Raw genomic sequence first — 23,218 nt, forward strand, 5'->3', positions numbered from 1 at the left:
AATTCCTCATTTATTTGTCGCTCTTTTTTATAGTTGCAACGAAGAAGCCATCTGAATTGAAATCACTAGGTAAAATTGTTAATGTCGCTTGTTGACTATGTGACGGCAACTGGTTAGTGGTTTCCGTTGGAATAATTGAAAAATCTGGGTGACTTTGAATAAATTGAGTAACCACCTGATCATTTTCCTGTTGCAAGATGGTACAAGTACTATAAGTGATTATACCGCCTTTTTTGACCTTTGGTGCAACTGCATTTAAAATACTGAGTTGAATTTTTTGCAGATTCAAACTATCTGCTAAAGACTTGTCATACCGAATTTCTGGCTTGCGTCTAATCAAGCCAAAGCCGCTGCATGGTGCATCAACCAAAATACGATCAAATGCTTCATCCGCATATTTTTCGTCTACTTTTCGTGCATCCAGTTTTACGGCTTCAACAACGTCGGAAACTGACATTCGCTGGGCCACTTGGTTGATTAATTTGATTTTATGAGGGTGAATATCCAAAGCCGTTACTTTACCAGAGGCATGAGCATCCAAGTCCTGTGCAATTTGGACCGTTTTACCGCCAGGTGCTGCACAAGCATCTAAAACTTGACTAGAAGGTACCAGCGCCATACTATCAACGGCCAGTGTGGCACTTTCATCCTGAATAGTAATCAATCCTTGCTGGAACAAGTCGGTATCCGCGACCGATATCGGGCCACTAACGATTAAGCTATCTGGTAGTACTGGACTTTGCCGAACATCAAATTGCTGATCAGTCAGTAATTCTTTGACCTGTGCAACAGTTGTCAACTTTCGATTAATTCGGATTGACTGATGTGGTGCGTTATTAATTGAAGTTAATACTGCTCGAGTGGCTTCGAGCCCATACTGGCGATTCAGTTCATCGATTAGCCATTGTGGCACACTATATTCAATGCTCATTCGCTTAATTGGATCTTCAATCTTTGCAAAATCAATTTCGTTATTTCTGAGTGCAGTATGTAACACTGCTGTGACCAGTTTACGGATTCCAGCATGGCCGATCACCTTAGCAATTTTGATAGCTTCATCGGTCACTGCCCAGTTCGGAACCCGATCTAAATAACGGTACTGGTAAAGTGACATAATTAGTAGTGTTTTGACCCAAGAATCTAGCTTTTTTCCCTTAATAAATGGATTGAGCCAGTATTCCAAAGTTAATCGGTGTTGAATAACACCATAAACAATATTAGTTAATAGTCGTTTGTCGGCTGCCGACAAGATAGTCTGTTGTAAAGCCTGATTTAATTGAATGTTTGAGTAAGCATTAGATTGGATAATTTTATCAAGTGTCGTTAATGCGAGATACCGGACACTTTGTTTGACTTCTTCATTTTGATTATTCATAAGTAATCGCCTGTACACCCTGTGTTAGATTTTGATGACCGTTAAGATAGTCGGTAATTGTCATTTGTGGTTTACCGGCAGGTTTGAGTTGCTGCAGTGAAATTGTGGTATTTTTCCCAGCCGCCAACACCAACTCATGTTTACCAGCGCGGACAACCATTCCTGGTGCCATATCCGTCGTTTCCGTTAACGGTGTGGCCGCAATAATTTTTGTTCGAATGCCATCTAAAACAACATTGGCAATTGGAAACGGTCGTAGTCCACGAATCTTACAGTCAATTTGTTGTGCAGTTTGATGAAAATCAAGTGACTCTTCTTCAGACGAAATATTAGGTGAAAAGGTAACCTTAGTTTCGTCTTGAGGAGTAGCTTGAATGTTACCAGCAACTAGATTAGGCAATGTTTCTAATAACAGATCACGGCCAAGAACACTAAGTTTATCAAACATTGTTCCTGTATCATCATCAGTTGTAATGGGGATGGCGCGCTGTGACAAAATATCACCAGCATCCATTTTCTTAACCATATAAATAATGGAAACCCCAGTTTGTGCGTCACCATTTATAATGGCGTAGTGTACGGGTGCACCGCCGCGATATTTGGGAAGTAATGAAGCATGGACATTAACCGCAGCAATTTTGGCCGCGGCCAGCAGCTTAGTTGGTAAAAATTGTCCAAATGCAGCCGTTACAATTAAATCTGGTTGCAACTCAATGACACGTTGCATTTCTTCACTGTGATTTATTTTTTCGGGTTGTAAAATTTCAATGTCATGGTTCATCGCCGCTTTTTTAACGGGTGGTGCTGTCAAAACATGCTTTCGTCCTACCTTCCGATCTGGCTGCGTCACCACTGCTAAAACTTTATAAGCTGGATCAGCGATTAAGCTTTCTAAAATTGGAACTGAAAATTGTGGCGTTCCCATAAATACAACTGATGTCATGTTTAAATTCTCCTAAATAAAGTATTGTGGTTCGGGATCAACTGAAATTTGTAATCCCCGTTGTTTAAGCTTTTGACTGGTCTGCATAACCTGCATTAATAGTGCGTGCAAACGATCATTATGTTGATACTTGATCACCATCTGGTAATAGTAACGTCGATTCATACGTGCAATCGATCTAGGGGTGGGGCCCAACATAATGCATGTCGAACCAAGCCCATTGTTTAAGAAACTTGCCAAGTCGAAGATGGCCTTCGCAGCAACAGCTTCGTCTTCATGACTGACAGTAATTTGAACCGTATAAAAGTACGGTGGGTACTTACCGCGATGCCGAATTTGCATTTCCACTTGGAAAAACCGTTCAAAATCGTGTTTTCGTGCAAGCTGAATGGCATAGTGGTCGGGATTGTAAGTTTGAATAATAACTTGCCCCGGTTTATCTGCGCGGCCCGCGCGGCCACTGACTTGTGTCAATAATTGAAAAGTATGTTCACTCGCTCGAAAGTCCGGCAATCCCAACCCCGTATCAGCATTGAGTACACCGACTAATGTTACGTTAGGATAATCTAATCCTTTTGCAATCATTTGTGTTCCGAGTAAGATATCGGCCTTATGATCACCAAATTGACGTAAAATTTTTTCATGCATTCCCTTACGGCGGGTTGTATCAACATCCATTCGTAAAATTCGAGCATTCGGTAATTTTTCTGCCAACTCAGCTTCGACTTTCTGTGTGCCAGTACCATAATACCGAATTTGGTGGCTATGGCAATTCGGGCAGATATCGGGAATTGCCTCTTCATGACCACAATAATGGCACTTCATTGTGTGGGTGTCCATATGGAGCGTTAATGAAATATCGCAATTGGGGCACTGCAAGACGAACCCACAATCCCGGCACATGATAAATGACGAATACCCCCGTCGATTGAGCATTAGAATACTCTGTTCGCCACGCGTAATGCGTTGCGCCAAGGCCTCCAGGAGTTCTGTCGAAAAGTTACTCTCCGCATGCTTTCTTAATTCCTGTCGCATATCAACAACATTAACCTCAGGCATTGGATGATGATTGACCCGTTGCGTGAGCATGAGTTGGTGATAAACCTTTTTTTCGGCCCGTGCCCGTGATTCCAGGCTGGGTGTTGCACTTCCCAAGACCAGTGGCGCGTGATGATACTTTGCACGCCATTTAGCGACATCTCGAGCATGATACCGCGGGGTTTCATCTTGTTTATAACTTGTTTCATGTTCTTCGTCCAGAATGATCAGGCCTAAATTAGTAACCGGGGCGAAGATTGCTGAACGAGCGCCTACGACAACATGGGCCTCCTGATTTTCAATTCGACGCCATTCATCATATTTTTCGCCATTGGACAGGCCACTATGCAACACAGCAACATCGCTGCCAAAACGACGTTTAACGCGCGCAACAATTTGAGGCGTCAAAGAAATTTCGGGTACTAACATGATAGCAGTCTGGCCTTGATCAATAGCCCGTTTGATACATTGCAGATAAACTTCGGTTTTGCCGCTTCCAGTCACCCCTTCAAGCAAAAATGTTTTGTCCTGGTGCTGATCAACGGCCTGATTAATGGCGCTAACGGCGATCTGTTGCTCATCATTTAATTTCAGTTGTGATTCAATAATGGCCGTATCTTGTAGTGCCGTCGGAGTTCGATATATTTCAACCTTTTTTTTGATTAACCACCCTTTTTTTGCTCCGGTATTAAAAACGGCTGTAGAAAGATCACTATTTTGTCGTGCTTCAGTTAATTTGATTGTTTTCCCGATAATACTTTGTAAGTAAGATAAAAGTCGATTTTGTGCTTTTGCTTGACTATTAAGTGTGCTTCGCTGTTCTTCGTATTGTTCAAAAGTTAATGCAGGCGAAATCCCCAGAACCGTCTTTGGTTTCGCACGGTCACGAACACGATAAACAACTTCAACCTTTTCCTGCTTTTTCAGCTTCAATAATTGGCTAAGCTGTGGCTTAGTCAATTTTTCGGGATTAAACTCAATTTCATCTAATCCGTGAAATTGAGTTAAAAAAGTTTCTTCATCCACTTCATCAATTAGATGGAGATATTTTTGTGTCTTTGTTTTTAGCATTGCTGGTAGCATCGTATGGATACATGTAATTTGAAAAGCAAAAGTTTGGTTGGCCATCCATTGAGACAGCTGCAATAATTCGTCGTTTAAAACTGGATTAAGATCCATTAACGAATCAATTTTTTTGAGCTGACCATCGTAAGTACTAGTCTCGTCAAGACCTACGACAACCCCTTCAACTTTGCGAGTTCCATTCCCAAATGGGACTACTACGCGCATTCCAATTTTGATCTGGTATTGCCACTCCTGCGGTACTTGATAAGTATAGGGACGATTGGTTTGCATTGTCGGAACATCTACAATAACTTGTGCAATTTCTGCCATTCAATCACCCTACAAAATTTGATCTGAAATCAAATCAATTATTTTTTTAGCAACTAATTGTTTACTCATCTTGGGCCATTTTTCAGGTTCGTGATTTCGAGTCAGAATAGTTACTTGATTATCATCACTGCCAAAGCCAACTCCAGGATTGCTAACATTGTTTGCAACAATGATGTCTGCATTCTTTTGAATTAATTTCTTATTTGCGTTTTGGAGTAAATTCTGTGTCTCGGCCGCAAACCCGACAACAAATTGGTGACGTTTGATTTGACCCACTTGTTTTAAAATATCTGGTGTTTTGCGTAACCGCAATGTTAACTCATCACTATCTGGATTCTTTTTAATTTTTTGATCGGCTCTTGTTATTGGTTGAAAATCGGCAACAGCTGCCGCCATGACTAAAGCATCAACATCAGTGAAGTCATGCTTTACTGCCTGCGCCATATCGTTGGTAGATGTGACACGCGTCACCAGAATTCGCGAGTCCAGAGTTGCTAAATTCTTAACCTGCCCCGCAATTAGAGTAACCGATGCCCCCGCTTGTGCGGCGGCATTTGCAATGGCGATTCCCATTTTACCCGAGGAATGATTGCCGATAAAACGGACTGGATCAATATCTTCTTGAGTTCCACCGGCCGTGACTAAAATTTTCTTGCCCACTAATCGATCATCAGATTGAAGAATAGCTTGCGCCATGTTAAAAATGGTATCAATTGCTGGCATTCGGCCAGTTCCTTCGTATCCCTCTGCCAAATGACCGGTTTCAGGCGGGATTACATTAACCTGATCGTTTTTTAATTGTGCAATATTTCTCTGCGTTGCTTCATTGGCCCACATATGAGAGTTCATAGCTGGGACCACAAGCTTAGGGGCATCAGTTGCCAGCAACGTTGACGATACGGCATTATCCGCGATCCCACCAGCCATTTTAGCAATGGTATTAGCTGTCGCAGGCACTACGATTGCTAATTCAGTCCAATCTGCCAGTTCAATATGTGCAATTTTAGCCTTTTGAGCTAGCGACCATAAATCGGTCAAAACGGGCTGCTTTGTTAACGCCTCAAAAGTGGCGGGTGTAACAAATTTGGTTGCCGATTCAGTCATCGCAACGCGAACATCATCACCATTTTTTTGAAATAATCTGAGTAGTGAGACAGCCTTATAAGCGGCGATTCCACCCGTTACGTGAATCGTGACACGCGTCATTCAAATCTCCCCATTCTAAATTCAATTACTAAATAAAATTATAACACGAATCATGAAAAAATAAGCCCGCAGCAACTAACTTGCTCCGGACTCGTGTTTGTATCACAAACAAACTTAATTAAAATGTTTCGCTATCTTTATCGATTGTCACTTCGCCAGCTTCAATTTCTTCCATAGCTTTGCCGACTGATTTGTCTGAATCGTACTTGCTCAGCAATGGTGTTGCACCCGCATCAATTTCATGGGCCCGTTTACTTGCAAGCATGATCAAAGAATACCGAGAATCAACCCGTTCTAGTAGCTTATCAACTGATGGATATAAAATCATTTGTTCATCTCTCCTAACATACCAAGATAATCAGGCATTACCCGCGGCACACGTAACCGTTCGCTGCGAATAATATTCTTAATTTTTTCCACTGCATTGGGAACCTGATCATTAACCACCGCATAATCATAGTTCTGCATCATTTTGATTTCACCAACTGCTTTTTGAATGCGTTTATTGATCACATCCATTGCATCGGTACCACGGTGAATTAATCGCTGCTTAAGTTCCATCAAATCTGGTGGAGTTAAGAAAACGAAAACACCATCCGGACACTTTGCTCTGACTTGCATTGCACCATTAACTTCAATTTCAAGAAAGACATCCTTACCAGATTCCAGTGTTTCATTAACATAGTTTAAGGGTGTTCCATAATAATTGTCAACATATTTGGCATATTCAAGCATCTCTCCAGTTTGGATTTTACGCTCAAATTCTTCTTTTGATACAAAGAAGTAGTCAATTCCGTCAACTTCACCAGGTCTCGGCTTACGAGTTGTCATTGAAATAGAATACTGAAAATCATTGTTGTCCTGATCAAAAATTGCTTTGCGAACGGTTCCCTTGCCGACTCCTGAGGGACCAGACAAAACAATCAACATTCCACGTTTTGTCATGCGATTATGTAGCTCCTTAATTTATGTGTTACTAACCATTTTGCACTATTTATTATGGGTAATCAAGAAAATTTTAAAATTACTAGTTTTTGGTCGAAAAAAATTAAAGTTTGATTAGTGGGGTTGCAAAATTGAACATTTGTTCGTATAATATGAAACACAAACAAATGTTCGGGAGGATTCATCATGCAGAATTATCAAAGTGCGATTAAACTAGTTAGTAATCAATTGAAGCAACGGTTTGACCAACTATTACTATCGGAAACTACTCGTCCTCGTATTCAGCCAGTTGTAATTAAACGCCAAATGCCCCGCTTTCAAATTGATTTATTCACGCGTCGTTCCTTAGAATCGCATTTCTTAGTAAAACTGCAACTGATGCCAACGTCGGATATGGGCCAAGTCACAAATGTAATTGGCCATCTATCCCTGTTCAAGGATTCTAAGATTTTACTAACCACGTTGGATAACGTTACTTATTTAATAACGCCCTCACTAATTAGATACATTGAGAAAAGATAAAAAGGACTAAATCACGCTGTTTTAATAACTTTCGCGTGATTTAGTCCTTTTAACTATTCCTGTCCCATACGTAGTAATTCTTGAGCATGTTCAAGAGTTAGTTTAGTGACTTCAGCACCAGACAGCATTCGGGCTAGTTCATTAATTCTATCTGGTGTTTTTAAGATAGTCACCGTGGTCATTGTTCGACGATCATGAATGCTCTTTTGAATCATAAAATGATGTGCTGCAACTGCGGCAACCTGTGGTAAGTGCGTAATACATAGTACCTGCGAGGAGCGTGAAATTAGTCGGATTTTCTCAGCAATTGCCTGAGCCACCCGGCCACTCACGCCTGTATCAACTTCGTCAAAAATAATACTAGTAATTTCTTGATTCTGCGCAAAAATTGTTTTCAGAGCCAACATTACACGCGATAATTCACCACCAGAAGCAATCTTTGCGAGTGGCCCCAGACTCTCACCAGGATTGGTTTGAATATAGAATTCAACGCGATCAAGACCACTGTTCATTATTCGTTCTCCATTGCCACTTTTTAAAAATTTAACTTCAAAAACAGCCTTTTCCATGTACAATTCTTTTAATTGTTGGTTAACCTTTTTAGCTAATTGATGGGCTGCTTGCTGTCGTTGCTGGCTCAACTGGTGACCAGTAGTCATTAACTTTTGGTAGTGGTCATGGAGCTCTTCTTCCAAATTATCGCTATTAGTTTCAGAAGCCTGCATGGATTTGAGTTCTGCTTGTATTTTGTCGTAGTAATCCAAAATTTGTGCGACAGAATCACCGTATTTATGTTCTAGATCCGCAATAAGTGCCAGCCGATTTTCAATTTCATTTAATCGTTCCTCGTCAAATTCTAAATTATCCAGTTGATGAGACGCCTGCCCTGCCGCATCTTGCAAACTGTAATAGGCGCTAGAAATAGTATCCGTTAAATCAGAATAAGTCGCGTCAAACTCTGTAATTTCTTGTAGCGCGTTCATCGTGTTAGCAATTAAATCCAGAATCGAACCGTTTTCATCACCATTTAAAGTCGAACTGGTAAGCTCTAACGCATTATTGATCTGCTGAAAATGGCTCAACCGCTCTTTTTCGACTATCAGTGACTCATCTTCATTGGGTTGCAAATCTGCAGACTGAATCTCATTAACCTGAAATTTGAGCATATCCAAGCGCTGCGCCCAAAGTTGTTCGTTGGATTGCTTCTTTTCAAGTGCTGCTTTAACCTGTTCATAGTCATGATATTCTTCATGATATTGCTTAAGCAAACTGCTGATATCATCGCGTGCGTACTCGTCAAGCATTCCTAAATGCTCTTCAGGTCGTAGGAGCCGTTGATGCTCATTTTGCCCCTGAATATCAACTAACCAGGTTCCAATCTGGCGAAGCATCCCCGTATTAATCAGAGTACCATTGACCCGAATGGTGTTACGTCCAGAGCGATGAATTTCCCGCTGAATAATCAAAATTGAGTCTTCGTAATCAATACCAAATTCATCAAGCAATTGACTGAATTTTACGTTGTTAGGCATCGTGAATTGTCCTTGAATACTTAGCTTTTCTTCTCCACGTCGAATAAATTCTTGTGATCCACGACCACCAGCCAAAAGACCAACGGCATCGATGATAATGGACTTCCCGGCACCGGTTTCACCAGTGAGTACGGTCATCTGATCACTGAATTCTAACGAAAGATGATCAATAATTGCCAAATTATCAACTGTTAATTCCTGAAGCAACTTAACTCCTCCATTCTGGCCAAAAAGGTGAGCAGAAGACACACTTCCCTCACCTTTTTAGTATCTATCCCTCAATCAATTCGTTGATTAAGTTTAACATTTGCTGTGCACCACTATCGCTGCGGCAAATCAATAAAACTGTTGAATCATCACCAAGTGTACAGAAAACATCCTCATAATTCATCTGTGAGATTAGCGTTGATAGAGCTGGGCCATTACCTGGTTGAACATGTAAAACAACCAATTTATCCTGTATGTCCATCGAAATAACAGCGTCACCTAGTGTTCGCCGTAATTTCTTTTGCGTATCCAGTTGCTTTTGAACGGGAAGGCTGTAGTGATATCCTCCACCAATACTTGGTACTTTTACAAGCTGCATTTCCTTAATGTCACGCGAGATAGTCGCTTGTGTAACTTTAATTCCCTGTCCATCTAGTAGGCTCACAAAATCCTCTTGACGCTCAATACTGTGCTGATTCATTAGCTGACGTAGATATTGTTGGCGCTCTGCTTTTCGCATCTTAACACCCCTTGAAATGATTATTTATACATTATATTTTACTAGAAATGTATAAATAATGAAAGGCTAAACATGCCTTTATTTATTTAACGATTCATATGCATTATTTAAAACCTGATCAATCGACACGTCTGCGGCAATTTGCCCCAGCGAGTCCGCTAGTTTTAGGTGAGCTAGAAATTCAATATTACCTTGGCCCCCCTTAATTGGTGAAAAATCCAATCCAATTACGTCGAAATGGCTATCACAGGCAAATTTAAGGACATTATTGAGAACATCACGATGCACATTTTCATCATGAATAATACCATGTTTACCGACATTTTCCTTACCTGCTTCAAATTGCGGTTTAATTAAAGCAACAACCTCACCTTGCTGTGTAAGAATATTAGCCAGTACAGGCAAAATTAATTTCAACGAAATGAAAGAAACATCAATTGACGCAAATTGTGGCTGTCCACTAGTAAAGTCATCTAGTTGACTATACCTGAAGTTAGTTTGTTCCATTACAACTACACGTGGATCTTCACGTAACTGCCATACTAACTGATTAGTCCCAACGTCAAGCGCATAACTTAATTTTGCGCCATTTTGCAGCATCACATCCGTAAATCCGCCGGTTGAAGAGCCGATATCTAGTACAGTTTTATCTTGAACAGAGATATTAAACACCTTTAATGCTTTATCAAGTTTAAGACCACCACGACTTACATAAGGCATTTTTTTACCTTTCATATGTAGAGTTGTAGTAATGGGAATCTTTTCACCAGGTTTATCAAGTCGTTCATTATTCTTCCCCAAAATTTCGCCTGCCATAACCGCCCGTTTGGCTTGCTCTCGGGAATCAAACAATCCCTGCTTGACCAATAAAATATCAACACGTTCTTTTTCCATTATTTTCCCCTATAAATCAAAGTACGCTATGAATTCATCATAGACTTGAAATGATTGATGAGTGCTTTGTTCAAGCTGAGCTTTAATTGCCTTTAGTTGGACAACCGTATCCAGTAAAACCGCCTTCGTTTCATCAATTCCTATTAACTCTGGGTAGGTATTTTTATGCTCATCATGATCTTTGTGGACTTGTTTGCCCATTTGTTCAACCGATCCAACGACATCCATTAAGTCGTCATAAATTTGAAAGGCCAGTCCAAAGCTTTTACCAAACGAACTTAGCAACGACATTACTTCCGGCTGTGCGTGCGCTAAGATTCCTCCCGCACAAATCGCATACTCAATCAAAGCCCCCGTTTTTTGACTATGTAGGAGTTGTAATTGAGATAGGGTCAAGTGTTGGTGCTCGCCCTCGATATCTGATGTTTGACCAGCGACCATTCCAGCGGGACCGGCAGCAACTGCTAACTTGGCTACCAATTGGTTAGTTGTTGTTGCAGGCAATTGATTATCAACCAACCACTGAAACGCCAATGTCAGTAATCCGTCGCCAGCAAGTGTTGCAATACCAGCACCAAATTTTTTATGATTGGTCGGCTTCCCACGTCTCAAGTCATCATTATCCATCGCTGGAAGATCATCGTGAATCAGAGAATAGGTGTGTAATAGCTCCACTGCACAACTAGCTTTCAACACGTCTGGATCAAGTGTCTGACCAAGTGACTGATACGTGGCTAGGGTCAATGCTGGTCTTAACCGTTTACCACCCGCCAATAAGGAATACTGCATCGCTGCATTAAGTACCGGCTGTGCAGTATCAGCTGCAATATTTCCGGCCAGAAAATGGTTAATTTCAATTTGAAGCGCTGATAAGTTACTGATGATTATCGTCCTCTTTTTGTGTTGTATCAAATGGAATTTCATGCCCTTCATCATCCATTAATTTAGCTAATGTTTTTTCTGCATTATCTAGAGTAGATTGTAACTGTTTACTTAGTTCAACCCCAGTTTGAAATTGTTTCAAGGCTTCTTCTAGGGGAACGTCGCCTTGTTCAAGTTGCTCTACGATCTTTTGCAGATCGGTAAGTTGCTGCTCAAAACTTTCTTTTTCAGCCATAATTTGTACTAACCTTTCTTGATCTCTGTAATTTTCGCTCTGGCTTGCCCGTCGGTAAAGTGAAGATCAATACTTTCACCGGTCGTCAAATCGATTGTGTTTTTTACCACATGATCATGCGCTGTGACATAAGTGTATCCCCGTGACATTATCTTCAATGGACTAAGAAAATTAAGCGATTCAACGGTACTACTAAACTCTTTATGTTGATCAACCATAAATTGCCGCATAGCGCGTTCTAGCCGTGCATGTAGTGTTTCCTCAACTTGTTGAGCACGACTAATTTGCTGACTAAGTGCCTGAACGGATAACCGATTTTTTGTAGCTAACACCTGTTGTTGCCATTGCCCAAATTGAGTTGCTGCTTGTCGTGCAAGACGTTGTCGGAGTAAATCAACGTTTTGACTATATCCGTCATACAGCCGATTTGGCTGTTGAAAAATATAGTTTTGTTGTAGGCGTTTCAATCGCTGTTGATTCAATTTAATCAAGCTACGAGTAGCCGCAACAAGTCTCTGCCGTTGATTAATAAGTTTAATCACTTCATCTGTTAAAACTGGGACTGCCAGTTCTGCTGCTGCAGTTGGTGTTGCAGCGCGTACGTCAGCTACAAGGTCCGCAATCGTTGTGTCTGTCTCGTGACCGACTGAGGAAATGACAGGTAGATTACTAGTTGCAATCGCGCGCGCAACAATCTCTTCGTTAAATGGCCATAGATCTTCGATTGAGCCGCCACCACGGCCAATGATCAACGTATCGAAAGTTCCGTCCGCATTTGCTCGTTCGATTTGGCGCACAATGTCCTTTGCTGCGGCATCACCTTGGACCAGTGCCGGAAAAAGGACAATCTGCGCGATTGGGAATCGTCTCTGGGTCGTTGTTATAATATCACGAATCACTGCACCACTAGGACTTGTAACGACTGCAATCTTCTTAGGAAACTTAACCAATGGTTTCTTAAAGGCATCAAACAATCCTTCTTGTGCAAGCTTATTTTTTAACTGTTCGTACGCTTGGTAAAGTGCACCAACGCCATCTGGTTGCATTGAATCAACATAAATTTGATAGCTGCCACTCGCCTCATACAATCCAATTCTACCAGAAACGAGAACCTTCATCCCGTCTTCCGGGGTAAATTTAACCTTTTGAAATGCAGATTTAAACATAATTGCACTAATTTTAGCATGTTCGTCCTTTAGGCTAAAATATTGATGTGCATTAGACCTTAAACGAAAATTAGAAATTTCACCTGTTAAATAAATACGTCCTAAATAAGGATCAACGTCAAATTTACGTTTAATATATTTAGTTAATGCTGATACAGAAAGATATTTGGAATTATCCATTATTTTCAAGGCTCCACTTTGTTAACTCTACCGTTTGCTGCATTAATGTGGCGATAGTCATTGGGCCCACACCACCAGGAACTGGTGTTATCGCAGATGTTAAGTCAGCTACTCGGTCAAAATCTACATCTCCGATCAGTTTACCATTTGCATCGTGCTCAATGCCGACATCGATGATAACTGAATTCGGTTTAACATACTCTGGTGTAATAAGATGTGCAGTACCAGTTGCAACCACTAGTATATCCGCCTGTTTGGTAATTGACTGTAAGTTTTGTGTTTGACGATTAGTAATCGTAACTGTCGCATCAGCATTTTGCAACAGCGCAGCCATTGGTTTACCAACCAAAATACTTCGACCAACCACCACAGCACGTTGACCAGCAATTGGAATATGATAATGGTCTAACATCGTCATAATTCCCTTAGGCGTGCATGCCACTGGATAGTGGGTTGGCTCATTAGCGTAAAGTTTGCCTAAGTTTATTGGATGAAATCCATCAACATCCTTTTCTGGGGCAATTGCTTCCGTTACTGTCGATTGACTAATATGGGCCGGCAACGGAGATTGAACCAAAATGGCATTAATTGTGTTATCGCGATTCAAAGATTGAACGGTATCGATAATGACCTGCTGTTCAGTACTTGCAGGAAATTGCTTTAGGATAGATGTCATTCCTAAACGTTCAGCTTTCCGTTGCTTATTACGAGTATATATCTGACTTGCTTCGTCATCACCGACTAGAATAACAGCAATTCCCGGCTTAATTCCAGCAGCGGTCAACTGACTTACGTCATTCTTAGTTTCTTCATTAATAATTTTAGCTAATTTTTTACCATCTAAAATTGTTGTCATTCAATCAACTCTCCCTGCTCAAAACATCTTCAGTAATATTAATATTTTAGCATAAAGCTAACTTGTAAAGTAGTAATAAAAAAGCCTGATGCTTAACGCTCATCAGACTTTAAAAAATCAATTATTTAGCTTGCTTTTCAAAATTTCCCAGAACACCATTAACGAATCCCTTGGATTTATCATCGCTAAAGGTCTTTGTTAACTCTAATGCTTCGTTGATTGCCACTGCATCAGGAACATTATCAACAAACTGCATTTCATATAATGCGATTCGTAAAATCACCAGATCAGTCTTAGCTAATCGTGACAAACGCCACTTTTTATCCAATAGCTGTTGAATGCTAGCATCTAATTCATCCTGATGTGCAATGACACCATCAACCAATTGCGTTAGGTACGCCGGAACTTCGTCATCGTCATTCAATACTTGGTCATAAATGTCACTCACATTTGCACCAGAATTTGACGATAATGCGAACAAGGTTTGAAAAGCGCTTCTTCTAATTTGATGACGATTCAAACTCACTGCTGTTCTCCATTTCCATCTTCAGCAAAAATATCATTTGGATCAATTTGCTGTTCGACTTTTTCGGTTACAACACCTTCAATGTGAACATTAACCTCTTTAATCTTGAGATCCGTCATCAATGAAATCTGTTGTTTTACCTTGTCTTGGATCTCTAGGGCAATCTTAGGAACAGAAACACCGTAGTCCAAGTAGACAGCGACATCAACCGACAGCTCATCATCGTTATTCGTTAATTTAACACCACGACCATGATCAGGGCGACCCAAAAGTTCATTCACACTACTTGCGATTGAACCGTGCATTCTAGACACGCCTTCTATTTGACTTGCGGCAATTCCCGCAATGATTTCTAACACACGAGGAGCAATTTGGATTGTTCCTAATTCTTGTTCATCGTCATTTAAGACAATATTTGTGTCTTCTGCCATCGGTACAGTCCTCCAGTCTTAATTAATAACTAGGCCCGTGAAATATAAGTGCCGTCAGTGGTGTTAATGATAAGTTCATCATCAGCATTAACAAAGAATGGCACTTGAACAACGACACCCGTTTCCATAGTTGCAGGTTTTGAACCACCAGAAGCAGTGTCACCCTTGATACCAGGTTCTGTTTCAGCAACTTTTAAAGTTACGGTGTTTGGTAATTCAACACCCAATGTTTCATTACCAAACTGAGTAATGCTAACTTCCATGTTTTCTTTAAGATATTTCATTTCGTTCTTGATGTGTTCTGCTGGCAATTCGATTTGTTCGTAGTTGTCAGTATCCATGAAGACATAATTGTCACCGTCAGCGTATAAATACTGCATTGAGCGAGTAGTAATGTTAGCTTGTTCCATTTTTGCACCGGCACGGAAAGTCTTTTCTTGCACAGCACCAGTACGTAAGTTCTTAAGTTTTGAGCGGACGAAAGCGCCACCCTTACCTGGTTTAACATGTTGAAATTCAATAATCCGCCAGATTGCATTATCCACTTCAATTGTTAATCCATTTTTAAAATTTGCTGTAGAAATTGCCATAATTGTTTCCTCCTAGAATATATCTATTTCATTCTGCAATAAATGGCGCCAAAAAGCAACTAATTATCTATAAAATAGGTAGTTGTTTTGGTGCATGTGTGAGCTGCTGGACACCAGTAGATGTAATTAAAAGATCATCTTCAATCCGAATTCCACCATTGTGAGGTAAGTAAATTCCCGGTTCAATGGTGACAACCTGTTGCTCCAAAAGTGTTGAATTATCTGCCCCGTAACTAGTTGGCAGTTCGTGGATATCAAGTCCAATTCCATGACCGATACCATGGTTAAAATATTCGCCATATCCAGCATCGGCAATGATTTGCCGCGCAACCTTATCAATCTCGCTTCCCCTTACTCCAGGAACAATGCGGGCAGTTGCTTGTTCTTTAGCTGCTGTCAAAATTCGATAGATCGTGTCAAATTCATCTGCAACACCGGGCAACCCAACCGTTCGGGTGACGTCAGCCGTATAACCATCCAAAAAATAACCATAATCGATAATTAGAATATCTCCAGAGCTAATCTTTTTGGAGGTTGACAAGGCATGTGGTTTAGCAGCGTTAGCACCACTAGCAACAATGGTATCGAACGACGCCTTACTTGCACCTTGCTGTTTCATCCACCAATCTAGTTGATTAGCAATTTGTATCTCGGTCATACCAACTTGGATGTACTGAGACAGATAGTCGAACGCCTCGTCATGAAGCGCGGCAGTCGCAGTTATGGTTTCAATCTCCTGTGTGTCCTTATTTGCCCGATGATTTTCAATGAAATCTGTCATGGGAACAATATCCGCATCCATAATTTCGTCTAAAATATCATACTCACGATATGATATTTTAGACTCAAATCCTAGTACTGTAATATGTAATTGCTCACAGCACTCTTTTAATTTGCTAAGGTAGCGTCGGCTAATACAACCCACTAAACTTTTATCATCAAATTCGGTTAAGGCCTCTTCATAGCGATCATCAGTAATTAAATATCCAGTTTCTTGATGAATTAGTAAGAGTCCATCACCCTGGATCAGTTTAAATCCAGTCAAATAAAAAATATTTGTTGCGTCGGTCACCAAAAAAGCGTCTAAATACGCATTTTCAATGTCACTTTGTATTTCGTTAATTCGTTGCATAACGTCACCATGTTTTTGCAAATAAATAAAGATCGTAACAAAACAATGTTTTGCCACGATCTTTATTTCATTACTATTGAGCTACAGGGTAAACTGAAACCTTGCGCTTGTCACGACCAAGGCGTTCAAATTTAACAACGCCATCAACCTTAGCAAACAGAGTATCGTCGCCACCGCGACCAACATTTTCACCTGGGTTGATATGCGTACCGCGTTGACGGTACAAGATTGATCCTGCTGTTACAGTTGAGCCATCAGCTGCCTTAGTCCCAAGACGACGACCAGCTGAGTCACGACCGTTGGCAGTAGAACCGCCCCCTTTGTGGTGTGAGAAGAATTGTAAATTCATAATCATCATCGTTCACCTCCAAATATAGAATTGTTAATTATCTAATTTTACAGTTAGAAAGTCTGAGTAACTCTCCGCCATGTCTAAAATACCATTGTAGAAAGTTTTCAGTAATATTTGAGTATCATGCTTGTCTGACAGCTGACTGACCATCATCAAACCACCATTTTCTTCATCAAGCGTAACTTTCGGATTTTCTCCGACCACTTGTTGAAGACCATTGATTATGGTGATGGACAAACCGGAAACGGCTGCACAAACAATATCTTGACCATAAGGACCAGAATCCGCGTGACCGGTAACTGAAAAGCCATCAATTACTCCTGTTGCATTCTGGCTGAATATTGCCTTAATCATGATAACTCCTAATTAAGCATTGATAGCATCAATCATAACTTTCGTGTATGGTTGACGATGACCTTGCTTAGTGTGTTGATGCTTCTTTGGCTTGTATTTGAAAGTAACAACCTTCTTTTCTTTACCCTGTTTTTCAACAGTTCCAGAAACAGTTGCACCGTCGACAGTTGGTGTACCAATCTTTGTTGATTCACCGCCGACAAATACTACTTGATCAAAAGTAACCTTTTCACCAGCCTCAGCAGCTAACTTTTCAACGTAGATCGCTTGACCTGCTTCTACCTTGTATTGTTTACCACCAGTTGCAATAATTGCGTACATATTGTGCACCTCCTTAATATCTTAGACTCGCCGTACAAGCAGCAGAATGCTTTAAACTTGTTTGCGTGCGGTTGCAGTTGCGAGTTCACAAATACAACAGACATATGTTATCAGATTCTCTTCTTTCCGTCAAATGATTTCACAAATCTTTGGTGAAATACTTTGGTCAGCACTTTTTTCAGAAAGACACTACTTAACATCCACATTGCCACACACAGATTCCGCTACGCTTAAGCAACGCCAATGCAAAAATGACTTGCACTCGGTAGCAAGCTACTTAGGACGCCAAAATACGCAGACGATCTTAAAATATTACATTAAGTCAGTTTTCAAACTTGACGAGCAAGCACACCAGAAAATGTAAAAATCTTATGATGACCAGGACATTATTTAGTTACTAGTAATTTCTCAAAAAATGTTATAAATTGCTTTAAACGAGCATATAAAAAGTCGTTACGCACTGGTATATCAGCGTTTCTGACAAATAAACCAGTGTATAACGACTTTTATCTAGTGAAGCGAGTGAGGTTCGAACTCACGACCGTTCGCTTAGAAGGCGAATGCTCTATCCAGCTGAGCTACCGCTCCAAACCTTAATCATTATATTGATATTTGTTCATAATGTCAATTCTATTTTTAGTAGCAGCACTAAGCCTAATAAGAACCGTTAAACTTGTCGAACAACCAAACGTTTGTTGTGGGTAATCTGTCTAGCATCGTTGCTAATAACTGTGTATCTTCATCTGAGTTTAGTTTTGCTCGTAACTTCTCCAATTTGTCAGTAAACGCTTTGTTGCCGCGCATAGTTCGAACCTGAATTGTAACGTAGTCATTTGCCATTTTATAGGCCAGTGCTACCGGAAGCTGTGTTGCCATTGGATCTTCAATAATCTTTTTAATGTCATCTTGTTGATATCCAAGTTCTGCTAAGTCATTTTCTCTCCCTTTATATTGTGTGGCCATGCGGTAGGCTAATTCAAAAATATCCATCGTGATTACTCCCATTCAATGATTAGTTGAGCATCAGAATATCACTAATACTCAATTAGAGTCTAACCTAATCATTCTAAAAGTACAATTACGTCAATCCTTCAAAAATGGGCTCAAATTATTGTGACTTGGTAAATAATTCACCAGTTGTGAAACAATCAAATTCAAAACATGAAAAAGACGCCTCTTTTTACTTATATTAGAATCCAAAGTCTATCGAGGTTATGAATATTAGATAATATTTGAAGAAATGTCTTTTTAAAGTCTTGACGTAGCGCTTACATATAGATTATACTCGACACAACATTAATAATTTGACGAAATATATTCGATTAGGGGTTGTAAGCATGGCGAATAGTAAAACTGATCCAAGAGTTATCAAAACTCGTAATAACCTAAAAAAAGCATTGGTTCAGTTAATGAAACAATACAAGGTTGAAAATATCAGTGTTCAAAAAATTACGGAAAAAGCGTCTATCACCCGCGGAACATTTTATCTGCACTATAAAGACAAACAAGACTTTATTGAAAGATCATTGAGTGAAATTTTGGATGATTTTTTTGATGCTGTAATGATTGATGGTACAGATTATTTGCCAGCGATTAATACAGATGAACCAATCCGTGTATTTTCCCAACAACGTGCTTTTAAATATATTGAAAACGAAGCGGAAACCTTCGACGTTTTAATTAACAATCAAGAAAATGAGCCATTTTTTGATCATCTGTATGCACGCTTAGCAGACTACCTACAAAAATTCCATCAACAGGTTGGTGCTCAATTCGCTGAGCTAGGAGTTCCAGTTAATCTTGAAATTTCATTTATTGTTTCTGCGGAACTCGGCCTAATTAAGAACTGGCTTCGTGATGGCATGATTTACACGCCACGTTATATGACCCAGAGTATTGATAAAATTTTCTCTCAAATTAATTGCTCCGGTATTTTCTTTACTGACTTCTTCGTTGATGAAAACCAAAATATGCTCTAATAAAAAACTAGCTCCTCGCACTTTTTAGTGCCCAGGAGCTAGTTTTTTAAGCTTTTATTTAACAATGATTACGTCACATTTAGCGTTATTCATAATGTAACTAGCAGTAGATCCGATAAAGACACGTTCCATACGGGTCAATCCAGTTGCACCAATTACGATAGCATCCACGTTTTCCTTATCCGGAATATTTTCAGCAAGTTCCAACTTACGGTCACCAACTAACACTTTATCTTCAAAATCAATTCCTGCTTTTGTTGCTTCGCTTACATAATTTTTCATTGTTTCTTTTGCATGAGCCATCAGATCCTCACGCATATTAGGTGCCATTACATAATTACCAGTATTGCTCATCGCCATTGCTAACGCACGATCGTCAACAACTGTTACTAATAAAAGTGAAGCATTTAATGCTTGCCCAAGGTCAATTGCACGATGTAAAGCGTCCATTGATTGTTCAGATCCATCAATTCCGACTAGAATTTTATGATATCTTTCCATCATAAGCCCTCCTTTTTCAGGTCAAACGTTAACACAACTGATACTGCTTACATTCTGATTATACTGAAAACTAGTTATACCTGTCAAAAGATAGCAATTATGTTAAGTCATGATTACATCACATTTAACTAGCTCAAAAGGTTTTGCATATGCTATAATTTTTTGTACGCATAATGTTAATTAATTTTGAAAGGTTGTGGTTAAATTGCCCGCATTAAGCCCCTACAAATAAACGATATAACAATATTAAGGAGCGAAATGAATACATGATAGACGATGACCCACATATACGTGAGCGACAAATAAATCAAAATTGGTGGCAATTAACCAAAGAAACGTTATCTAACCAATATCAAACAACGGTTGATGAAGGCCTTAGCGAAGCCGAGGCTAAACAACGGTTGATCAAATATGGGACTAACGAACTCAAAGTTAAAAAGGCGTCCAACTTCATCAGATTTATTAAACAATTTAACAACAGTATCATCTATATCCTAGCAGCCGCTGCAATTACAACGCTTTTAATGCATCATTACTCAGACTCAATTGTTATCGGTCTGGTAATTATTGTGAATGCGATTATCGGTTACGTTCAAGAGAAGCAAGCCGACGACGCGTTATCGAAAATCAGTGAGCTACTGATTTCCAAAAACTTTGTTATCCGAGACGGTCATAAATTAGAATTAGACTCTCGTGATATCGTTGTCGGTGATTTGGTCAATCTTGAAGCCGGTGATGCCGTTCCAGCCGATATCCGGTTAATTTCAGCAGATAATTTTACAGTTCAAGAATCTTCACTAACCGGTGAATCTGTATCAGTTGAAAAAAACGATCACCCTATTCTGCAGGAAAAATTACCAATTACAGAACAAACTAACATGGTCTTTGCCTCCACAATGGTAACATCTGGCTCAGCAATGGGAATCGTTGTTGCCACGGCTGCTGATACTCAAATTGGACAAATCCAACAATCCGTGACTGAAGCAAAGGGACAAGTAACACCCCTAATGAAAAATTTAAACAGTCTTGGTTTTGGCCTTTCAGTAGCAATCTTAGTGGCGGCTGGCTTATTATTTATCCTTGGGTGGATAACGCACGTCTACAGTTTACCAACTCTATTGATTGCAATTGTGACAATGGTCGTTGGCTCGATGCCAGAAGGTCTTCCTGCTAGTACATCAGTTGTATTGGCGATGGGAACTCGTAACATGACCAAGAAAAATGTGATTGTTAAAACTCTTCCCGCCGTCGAAACTCTGGGTGCTGTTGATATTGTTAATACTGATAAAACAGGTACGCTAACTAAAAATGAAATGACGGTAACAGCTATCGTCACTGACGATCATACATTCTCAGTCAGCGGTGTCGGTTATGCCGAAAATGGTCACGTTGATTTAGAGGGCGATCTCCTCCTTGATGATCGTCCCTATGACTGGCATCAAGATGATGATGTGCAGTGGTTAGTTGATATTGCCGGCCAAACGACAGATGCTGAATTACGCCTCGAAGATGGTAATTGGCAAATGACTGGTGAGCCGACAGACGGGGCACTGACAACGCTTTATCACAAGTTAACCGGTCACCAACCAGAAACCGATCCACTCGATTCACTCCCCTTTGATTCTGCCATTCGCTATTCTGCCAGATTAGTTAAGCGGGATGACCAGAACATTTTAATGTTAAAGGGATCTCCTGCAACAATCATGCAGATGGCTATTTCCCATAACGTTTCACTAAATGAGCAGTATTGGGAAGCAGAAATGGCGCAGTTAACGAAACAAGGCATGCGTGTGGTAGCACTTAGCTACCAAAAAGTGGCCCCTGATGTTACCGACATTGATCAAATCGATATTGGTCAAGAAATGCACTTTATCGGAATGGTCGGAATGATTGATCCACCACGAACTGAAGTTAAACAATCCATTCAACAATTGAGGCAAGCCGGTGTCAAGGTCAAAATGATCACTGGTGATCATCCTGATACCGCCGCAGCGATTGCTAAGCAACTCGATTTAGATGATACAATTCGTTCGATCACCGGTCCCGAAATTGATGAGATGGACGATGAACAACTTCAGCACAACATTGACCGCTACAACGTGTTTGCACGAACTACTCCCATGAATAAACTTCGGATCGTAAATGCACAGCAGGCAAATGGTCATGTTATTTCCATGACCGGTGATGGCGTCAATGATGCGCCTGCGTTAAAACGAGCAGATATTGGCGTTGCGATGGGTATTAAGGGAACAGAAGTTGCCAAACAGTCTGCAGACATGGTCCTTGCGAATGATAAGTTTACGGACATTGTTGCGGCCGTTCGTGAAGGCCGACACGTATTTGATAATATCAACAAAACGATTCGGTTCCTTCTTCCGACCAGTTTTGCCGAAGGGATGATCGTGGTCTATAGTATCCTGATGGGGCAAACAATGCCACTCTACCCAACACAGCTACTATGGATCAACATGGTATCCGCCCTCACCATTCAATTTGCGTTTATCTTTGAGCCACCCGAAAATGGTATTATGCTTCGGGGCCCAAGGTCGGTTAAGGCTGGTATCTTATCGAAGATGGATGTTGTAGAGATTGTGTGCGTTTCCCTTCTTATTTCCGGTTTGGGGATGATTGCCTATGATGTGTTTACCCAGATGGGTATGTCACATGTCGTTGGAAGTACAATGACTTTGAACATCATTATTTTCGGTAAGATTTTCTACCTGTTTAATATTCGAAATTCTTATCCAGCAATTTCGAAGTATTTTTTCCAAAATAAGATGGCGTTTTACATTATCGGTGTGTTAATTATTTTGCAAATGGGAATTATTTATCTTCCATTCATGCATGATATTTTCCACACAACTAGTATTGGATTCACGTTTGGTTGGTTAATTCCAATAATCGCTGGTATTATCGTTTTATTCGTGACCGAATGTGTCAAGCTTATGCGCATTCAGTATCGTAAAACCAGAGGGAAAAAATCACAACAATTTGAAAAATAAGTAAAAAAGGGATCCTCATTGAGGGTCCCTTTTGCTTGTCAAAAATGATACTTAAAATTAAGTTTTCATTTTCTGGTTGTAAGCACGTAATAACAGACCGGCTATAATTACGCACTTCAGTGCGATAGAATCAC

Annotated in this window: 25 protein-coding genes, 1 tRNA gene and 1 other annotated feature; of the genes, 3 read left to right on the forward strand and 23 right to left on the reverse strand. The window is 40.2% G+C overall.

The features are described 5' to 3' along the window. Window positions 1-10: 10 nt before the first annotated feature. The 6 genes from rsmB to gmk all read right to left on the reverse strand — a co-directional run bounded on the left by rsmB (window position 11) and on the right by gmk (window position 6,902). Window positions 11-1,375 carry a 16S rRNA (cytosine(967)-C(5))-methyltransferase RsmB gene (gene rsmB / locus FC26_RS01720; protein WP_057777316.1) on the reverse strand — a complete coding sequence of 455 codons (1,365 nt, stop codon included), beginning with the start codon at window positions 1,373-1,375 and terminating at the stop codon, window positions 11-13. Next, on the reverse strand, window positions 1,368-2,318 hold the full coding sequence (gene fmt / locus FC26_RS01725; protein WP_057777317.1) for a methionyl-tRNA formyltransferase: 951 nt from the start codon (window positions 2,316-2,318) through the stop codon (window positions 1,368-1,370). The genes rsmB and fmt overlap by 8 nt, the downstream gene beginning before the upstream one ends. A 12-nt stretch (window positions 2,319-2,330) precedes the next feature. Then, window positions 2,331-4,751 (reverse strand): primosomal protein N', encoded by a 2,421-nt coding sequence (priA, locus tag FC26_RS01730; RefSeq protein ID WP_057777318.1) that lies wholly within the window; start codon window positions 4,749-4,751, stop codon window positions 2,331-2,333. Between the two features lie 9 nt (window positions 4,752-4,760). Then, window positions 4,761-5,957: a bifunctional phosphopantothenoylcysteine decarboxylase/phosphopantothenate--cysteine ligase CoaBC gene (gene coaBC / locus FC26_RS01735; RefSeq protein WP_057777319.1), complete on the reverse strand. Its 1,197-nt coding sequence runs from the start codon at window positions 5,955-5,957 to the stop codon at window positions 4,761-4,763. A 118-nt stretch (window positions 5,958-6,075) separates the two neighbouring features. Then, window positions 6,076-6,285, reverse strand: a complete 210-nt coding sequence (gene rpoZ / locus FC26_RS01740) for a DNA-directed RNA polymerase subunit omega (RefSeq protein ID WP_057777320.1) — start codon at window positions 6,283-6,285, stop codon at window positions 6,076-6,078. Then, window positions 6,282-6,902 carry a guanylate kinase gene (gene gmk, locus FC26_RS01745; protein ID WP_057777322.1) on the reverse strand — a complete coding sequence of 207 codons (621 nt, stop codon included), beginning with the start codon at window positions 6,900-6,902 and terminating at the stop codon, window positions 6,282-6,284. Before gmk ends, rpoZ begins: the two co-directional genes overlap by 4 nt. A 186-nt stretch (window positions 6,903-7,088) precedes the next feature. Here gmk and FC26_RS01750 point away from each other — a divergent pair, with 186 nt between their 5' ends. Further along, the gene (locus FC26_RS01750; protein WP_057777323.1) at window positions 7,089-7,424 is read left to right on the forward strand and encodes a hypothetical protein; all 336 of its coding nucleotides are present in this window, start codon (window positions 7,089-7,091) and stop codon (window positions 7,422-7,424) included. A gap of 53 nt (window positions 7,425-7,477) precedes the next feature. On the opposite strand, the gene recN is transcribed toward FC26_RS01750, so the two are convergent. From recN to FC26_RS01830, 16 genes are all read right to left on the reverse strand, one after another. Continuing rightward, window positions 7,478-9,163 (reverse strand): DNA repair protein RecN, encoded by a 1,686-nt coding sequence (gene recN / locus FC26_RS01755; protein ID WP_057777324.1) that lies wholly within the window; start codon window positions 9,161-9,163, stop codon window positions 7,478-7,480. Window positions 9,164-9,227: 64 nt separating this feature from the next. Beyond that, window positions 9,228-9,683 carry an arginine repressor gene (locus tag FC26_RS01760; protein WP_057777326.1) on the reverse strand — a complete coding sequence of 152 codons (456 nt, stop codon included), beginning with the start codon at window positions 9,681-9,683 and terminating at the stop codon, window positions 9,228-9,230. A 78-nt stretch (window positions 9,684-9,761) separates the two neighbouring features. Then, window positions 9,762-10,577: a TlyA family RNA methyltransferase gene (locus FC26_RS01765; RefSeq protein ID WP_057777327.1), complete on the reverse strand. Its 816-nt coding sequence runs from the start codon at window positions 10,575-10,577 to the stop codon at window positions 9,762-9,764. Between the two features lie 9 nt (window positions 10,578-10,586). Continuing rightward, the gene (locus FC26_RS01770) at window positions 10,587-11,462 is read right to left on the reverse strand and encodes a polyprenyl synthetase family protein (protein WP_057777356.1); all 876 of its coding nucleotides are present in this window, start codon (window positions 11,460-11,462) and stop codon (window positions 10,587-10,589) included. Beyond that, window positions 11,452-11,694 carry an exodeoxyribonuclease VII small subunit gene (locus tag FC26_RS01775; RefSeq protein ID WP_057777329.1) on the reverse strand — a complete coding sequence of 81 codons (243 nt, stop codon included), beginning with the start codon at window positions 11,692-11,694 and terminating at the stop codon, window positions 11,452-11,454. Before FC26_RS01775 ends, FC26_RS01770 begins: the two co-directional genes overlap by 11 nt. Window positions 11,695-11,702: 8 nt before the next feature. Further along, a complete protein-coding gene (gene xseA / locus FC26_RS01780) occupies window positions 11,703-13,040 on the reverse strand; it encodes an exodeoxyribonuclease VII large subunit (protein ID WP_057777330.1) in 1,338 nt (445 codons plus the stop codon). Next, complete coding sequence (folD, locus tag FC26_RS01785) at window positions 13,033-13,896, reverse strand: bifunctional methylenetetrahydrofolate dehydrogenase/methenyltetrahydrofolate cyclohydrolase FolD (protein WP_057777332.1); 864 nt, start codon at window positions 13,894-13,896, stop codon at window positions 13,033-13,035. Before folD ends, xseA begins: the two co-directional genes overlap by 8 nt. Window positions 13,897-14,017: 121 nt before the next feature. Beyond that, window positions 14,018-14,422: a transcription antitermination factor NusB gene (gene nusB / locus FC26_RS01790; protein ID WP_057777334.1), complete on the reverse strand. Its 405-nt coding sequence runs from the start codon at window positions 14,420-14,422 to the stop codon at window positions 14,018-14,020. Then, window positions 14,419-14,853 carry an Asp23/Gls24 family envelope stress response protein gene (locus FC26_RS01795; RefSeq protein ID WP_057777336.1) on the reverse strand — a complete coding sequence of 145 codons (435 nt, stop codon included), beginning with the start codon at window positions 14,851-14,853 and terminating at the stop codon, window positions 14,419-14,421. Before FC26_RS01795 ends, nusB begins: the two co-directional genes overlap by 4 nt. 29 nt (window positions 14,854-14,882) lie before the next feature. Further along, window positions 14,883-15,443, reverse strand: coding sequence for an elongation factor P (efp, locus tag FC26_RS01800; RefSeq protein WP_057777338.1), 561 nt, complete (start codon window positions 15,441-15,443; stop codon window positions 14,883-14,885). Between the two features lie 67 nt (window positions 15,444-15,510). Further along, window positions 15,511-16,632 carry an aminopeptidase P family protein gene (locus FC26_RS01805; RefSeq protein ID WP_235809452.1) on the reverse strand — a complete coding sequence of 374 codons (1,122 nt, stop codon included), beginning with the start codon at window positions 16,630-16,632 and terminating at the stop codon, window positions 15,511-15,513. Window positions 16,633-16,648: 16 nt separating this feature from the next. Beyond that, window positions 16,649-16,930, reverse strand: coding sequence for a 50S ribosomal protein L27 (rpmA, locus tag FC26_RS01810; protein WP_057777360.1), 282 nt, complete (start codon window positions 16,928-16,930; stop codon window positions 16,649-16,651). Window positions 16,931-16,957: 27 nt separating this feature from the next. Then, a complete protein-coding gene (locus FC26_RS01815; RefSeq protein ID WP_057777339.1) occupies window positions 16,958-17,281 on the reverse strand; it encodes a ribosomal-processing cysteine protease Prp in 324 nt (107 codons plus the stop codon). A gap of 12 nt (window positions 17,282-17,293) precedes the next feature. Continuing rightward, entirely contained in the window at window positions 17,294-17,602 is a 309-nt protein-coding gene (rplU, locus tag FC26_RS01820; protein ID WP_057777340.1) for a 50S ribosomal protein L21, read from the reverse strand. A 13-nt stretch (window positions 17,603-17,615) separates the two neighbouring features. Then, window positions 17,616-17,685 (reverse strand) — a sequence feature (ribosomal protein L21 leader region). A 431-nt stretch (window positions 17,686-18,116) separates the two neighbouring features. Further along, window positions 18,117-18,190: transfer RNA gene (locus tag FC26_RS01825), tRNA-Arg, on the reverse strand. A gap of 66 nt (window positions 18,191-18,256) precedes the next feature. Continuing rightward, on the reverse strand, window positions 18,257-18,592 hold the full coding sequence (locus FC26_RS01830; protein WP_057777341.1) for a hypothetical protein: 336 nt from the start codon (window positions 18,590-18,592) through the stop codon (window positions 18,257-18,259). 347 nt (window positions 18,593-18,939) lie between these two features. On the opposite strand from FC26_RS01830, the gene FC26_RS01835 reads away from it, so the two are divergent. Next, window positions 18,940-19,581, forward strand: coding sequence for a TetR/AcrR family transcriptional regulator (locus FC26_RS01835; protein ID WP_057777342.1), 642 nt, complete (start codon window positions 18,940-18,942; stop codon window positions 19,579-19,581). A gap of 54 nt (window positions 19,582-19,635) precedes the next feature. On the opposite strand, the gene FC26_RS01840 is transcribed toward FC26_RS01835, so the two are convergent. After that, the gene (locus tag FC26_RS01840; protein ID WP_083483711.1) at window positions 19,636-20,085 is read right to left on the reverse strand and encodes a universal stress protein; all 450 of its coding nucleotides are present in this window, start codon (window positions 20,083-20,085) and stop codon (window positions 19,636-19,638) included. A 263-nt stretch (window positions 20,086-20,348) separates the two neighbouring features. Between FC26_RS01840 and FC26_RS01845 the strand changes: the two genes are divergently transcribed. After that, complete coding sequence (locus tag FC26_RS01845) at window positions 20,349-23,084, forward strand: HAD-IC family P-type ATPase (protein ID WP_057777345.1); 2,736 nt, start codon at window positions 20,349-20,351, stop codon at window positions 23,082-23,084. The last annotated feature ends 134 nt before the right edge of the window (window positions 23,085-23,218 follow it).

The organism is Paucilactobacillus vaccinostercus DSM 20634, from assembly GCF_001436295.1.
Classification (GTDB): Bacteria; Bacillota; Bacilli; order Lactobacillales; family Lactobacillaceae; genus Paucilactobacillus; species Paucilactobacillus vaccinostercus.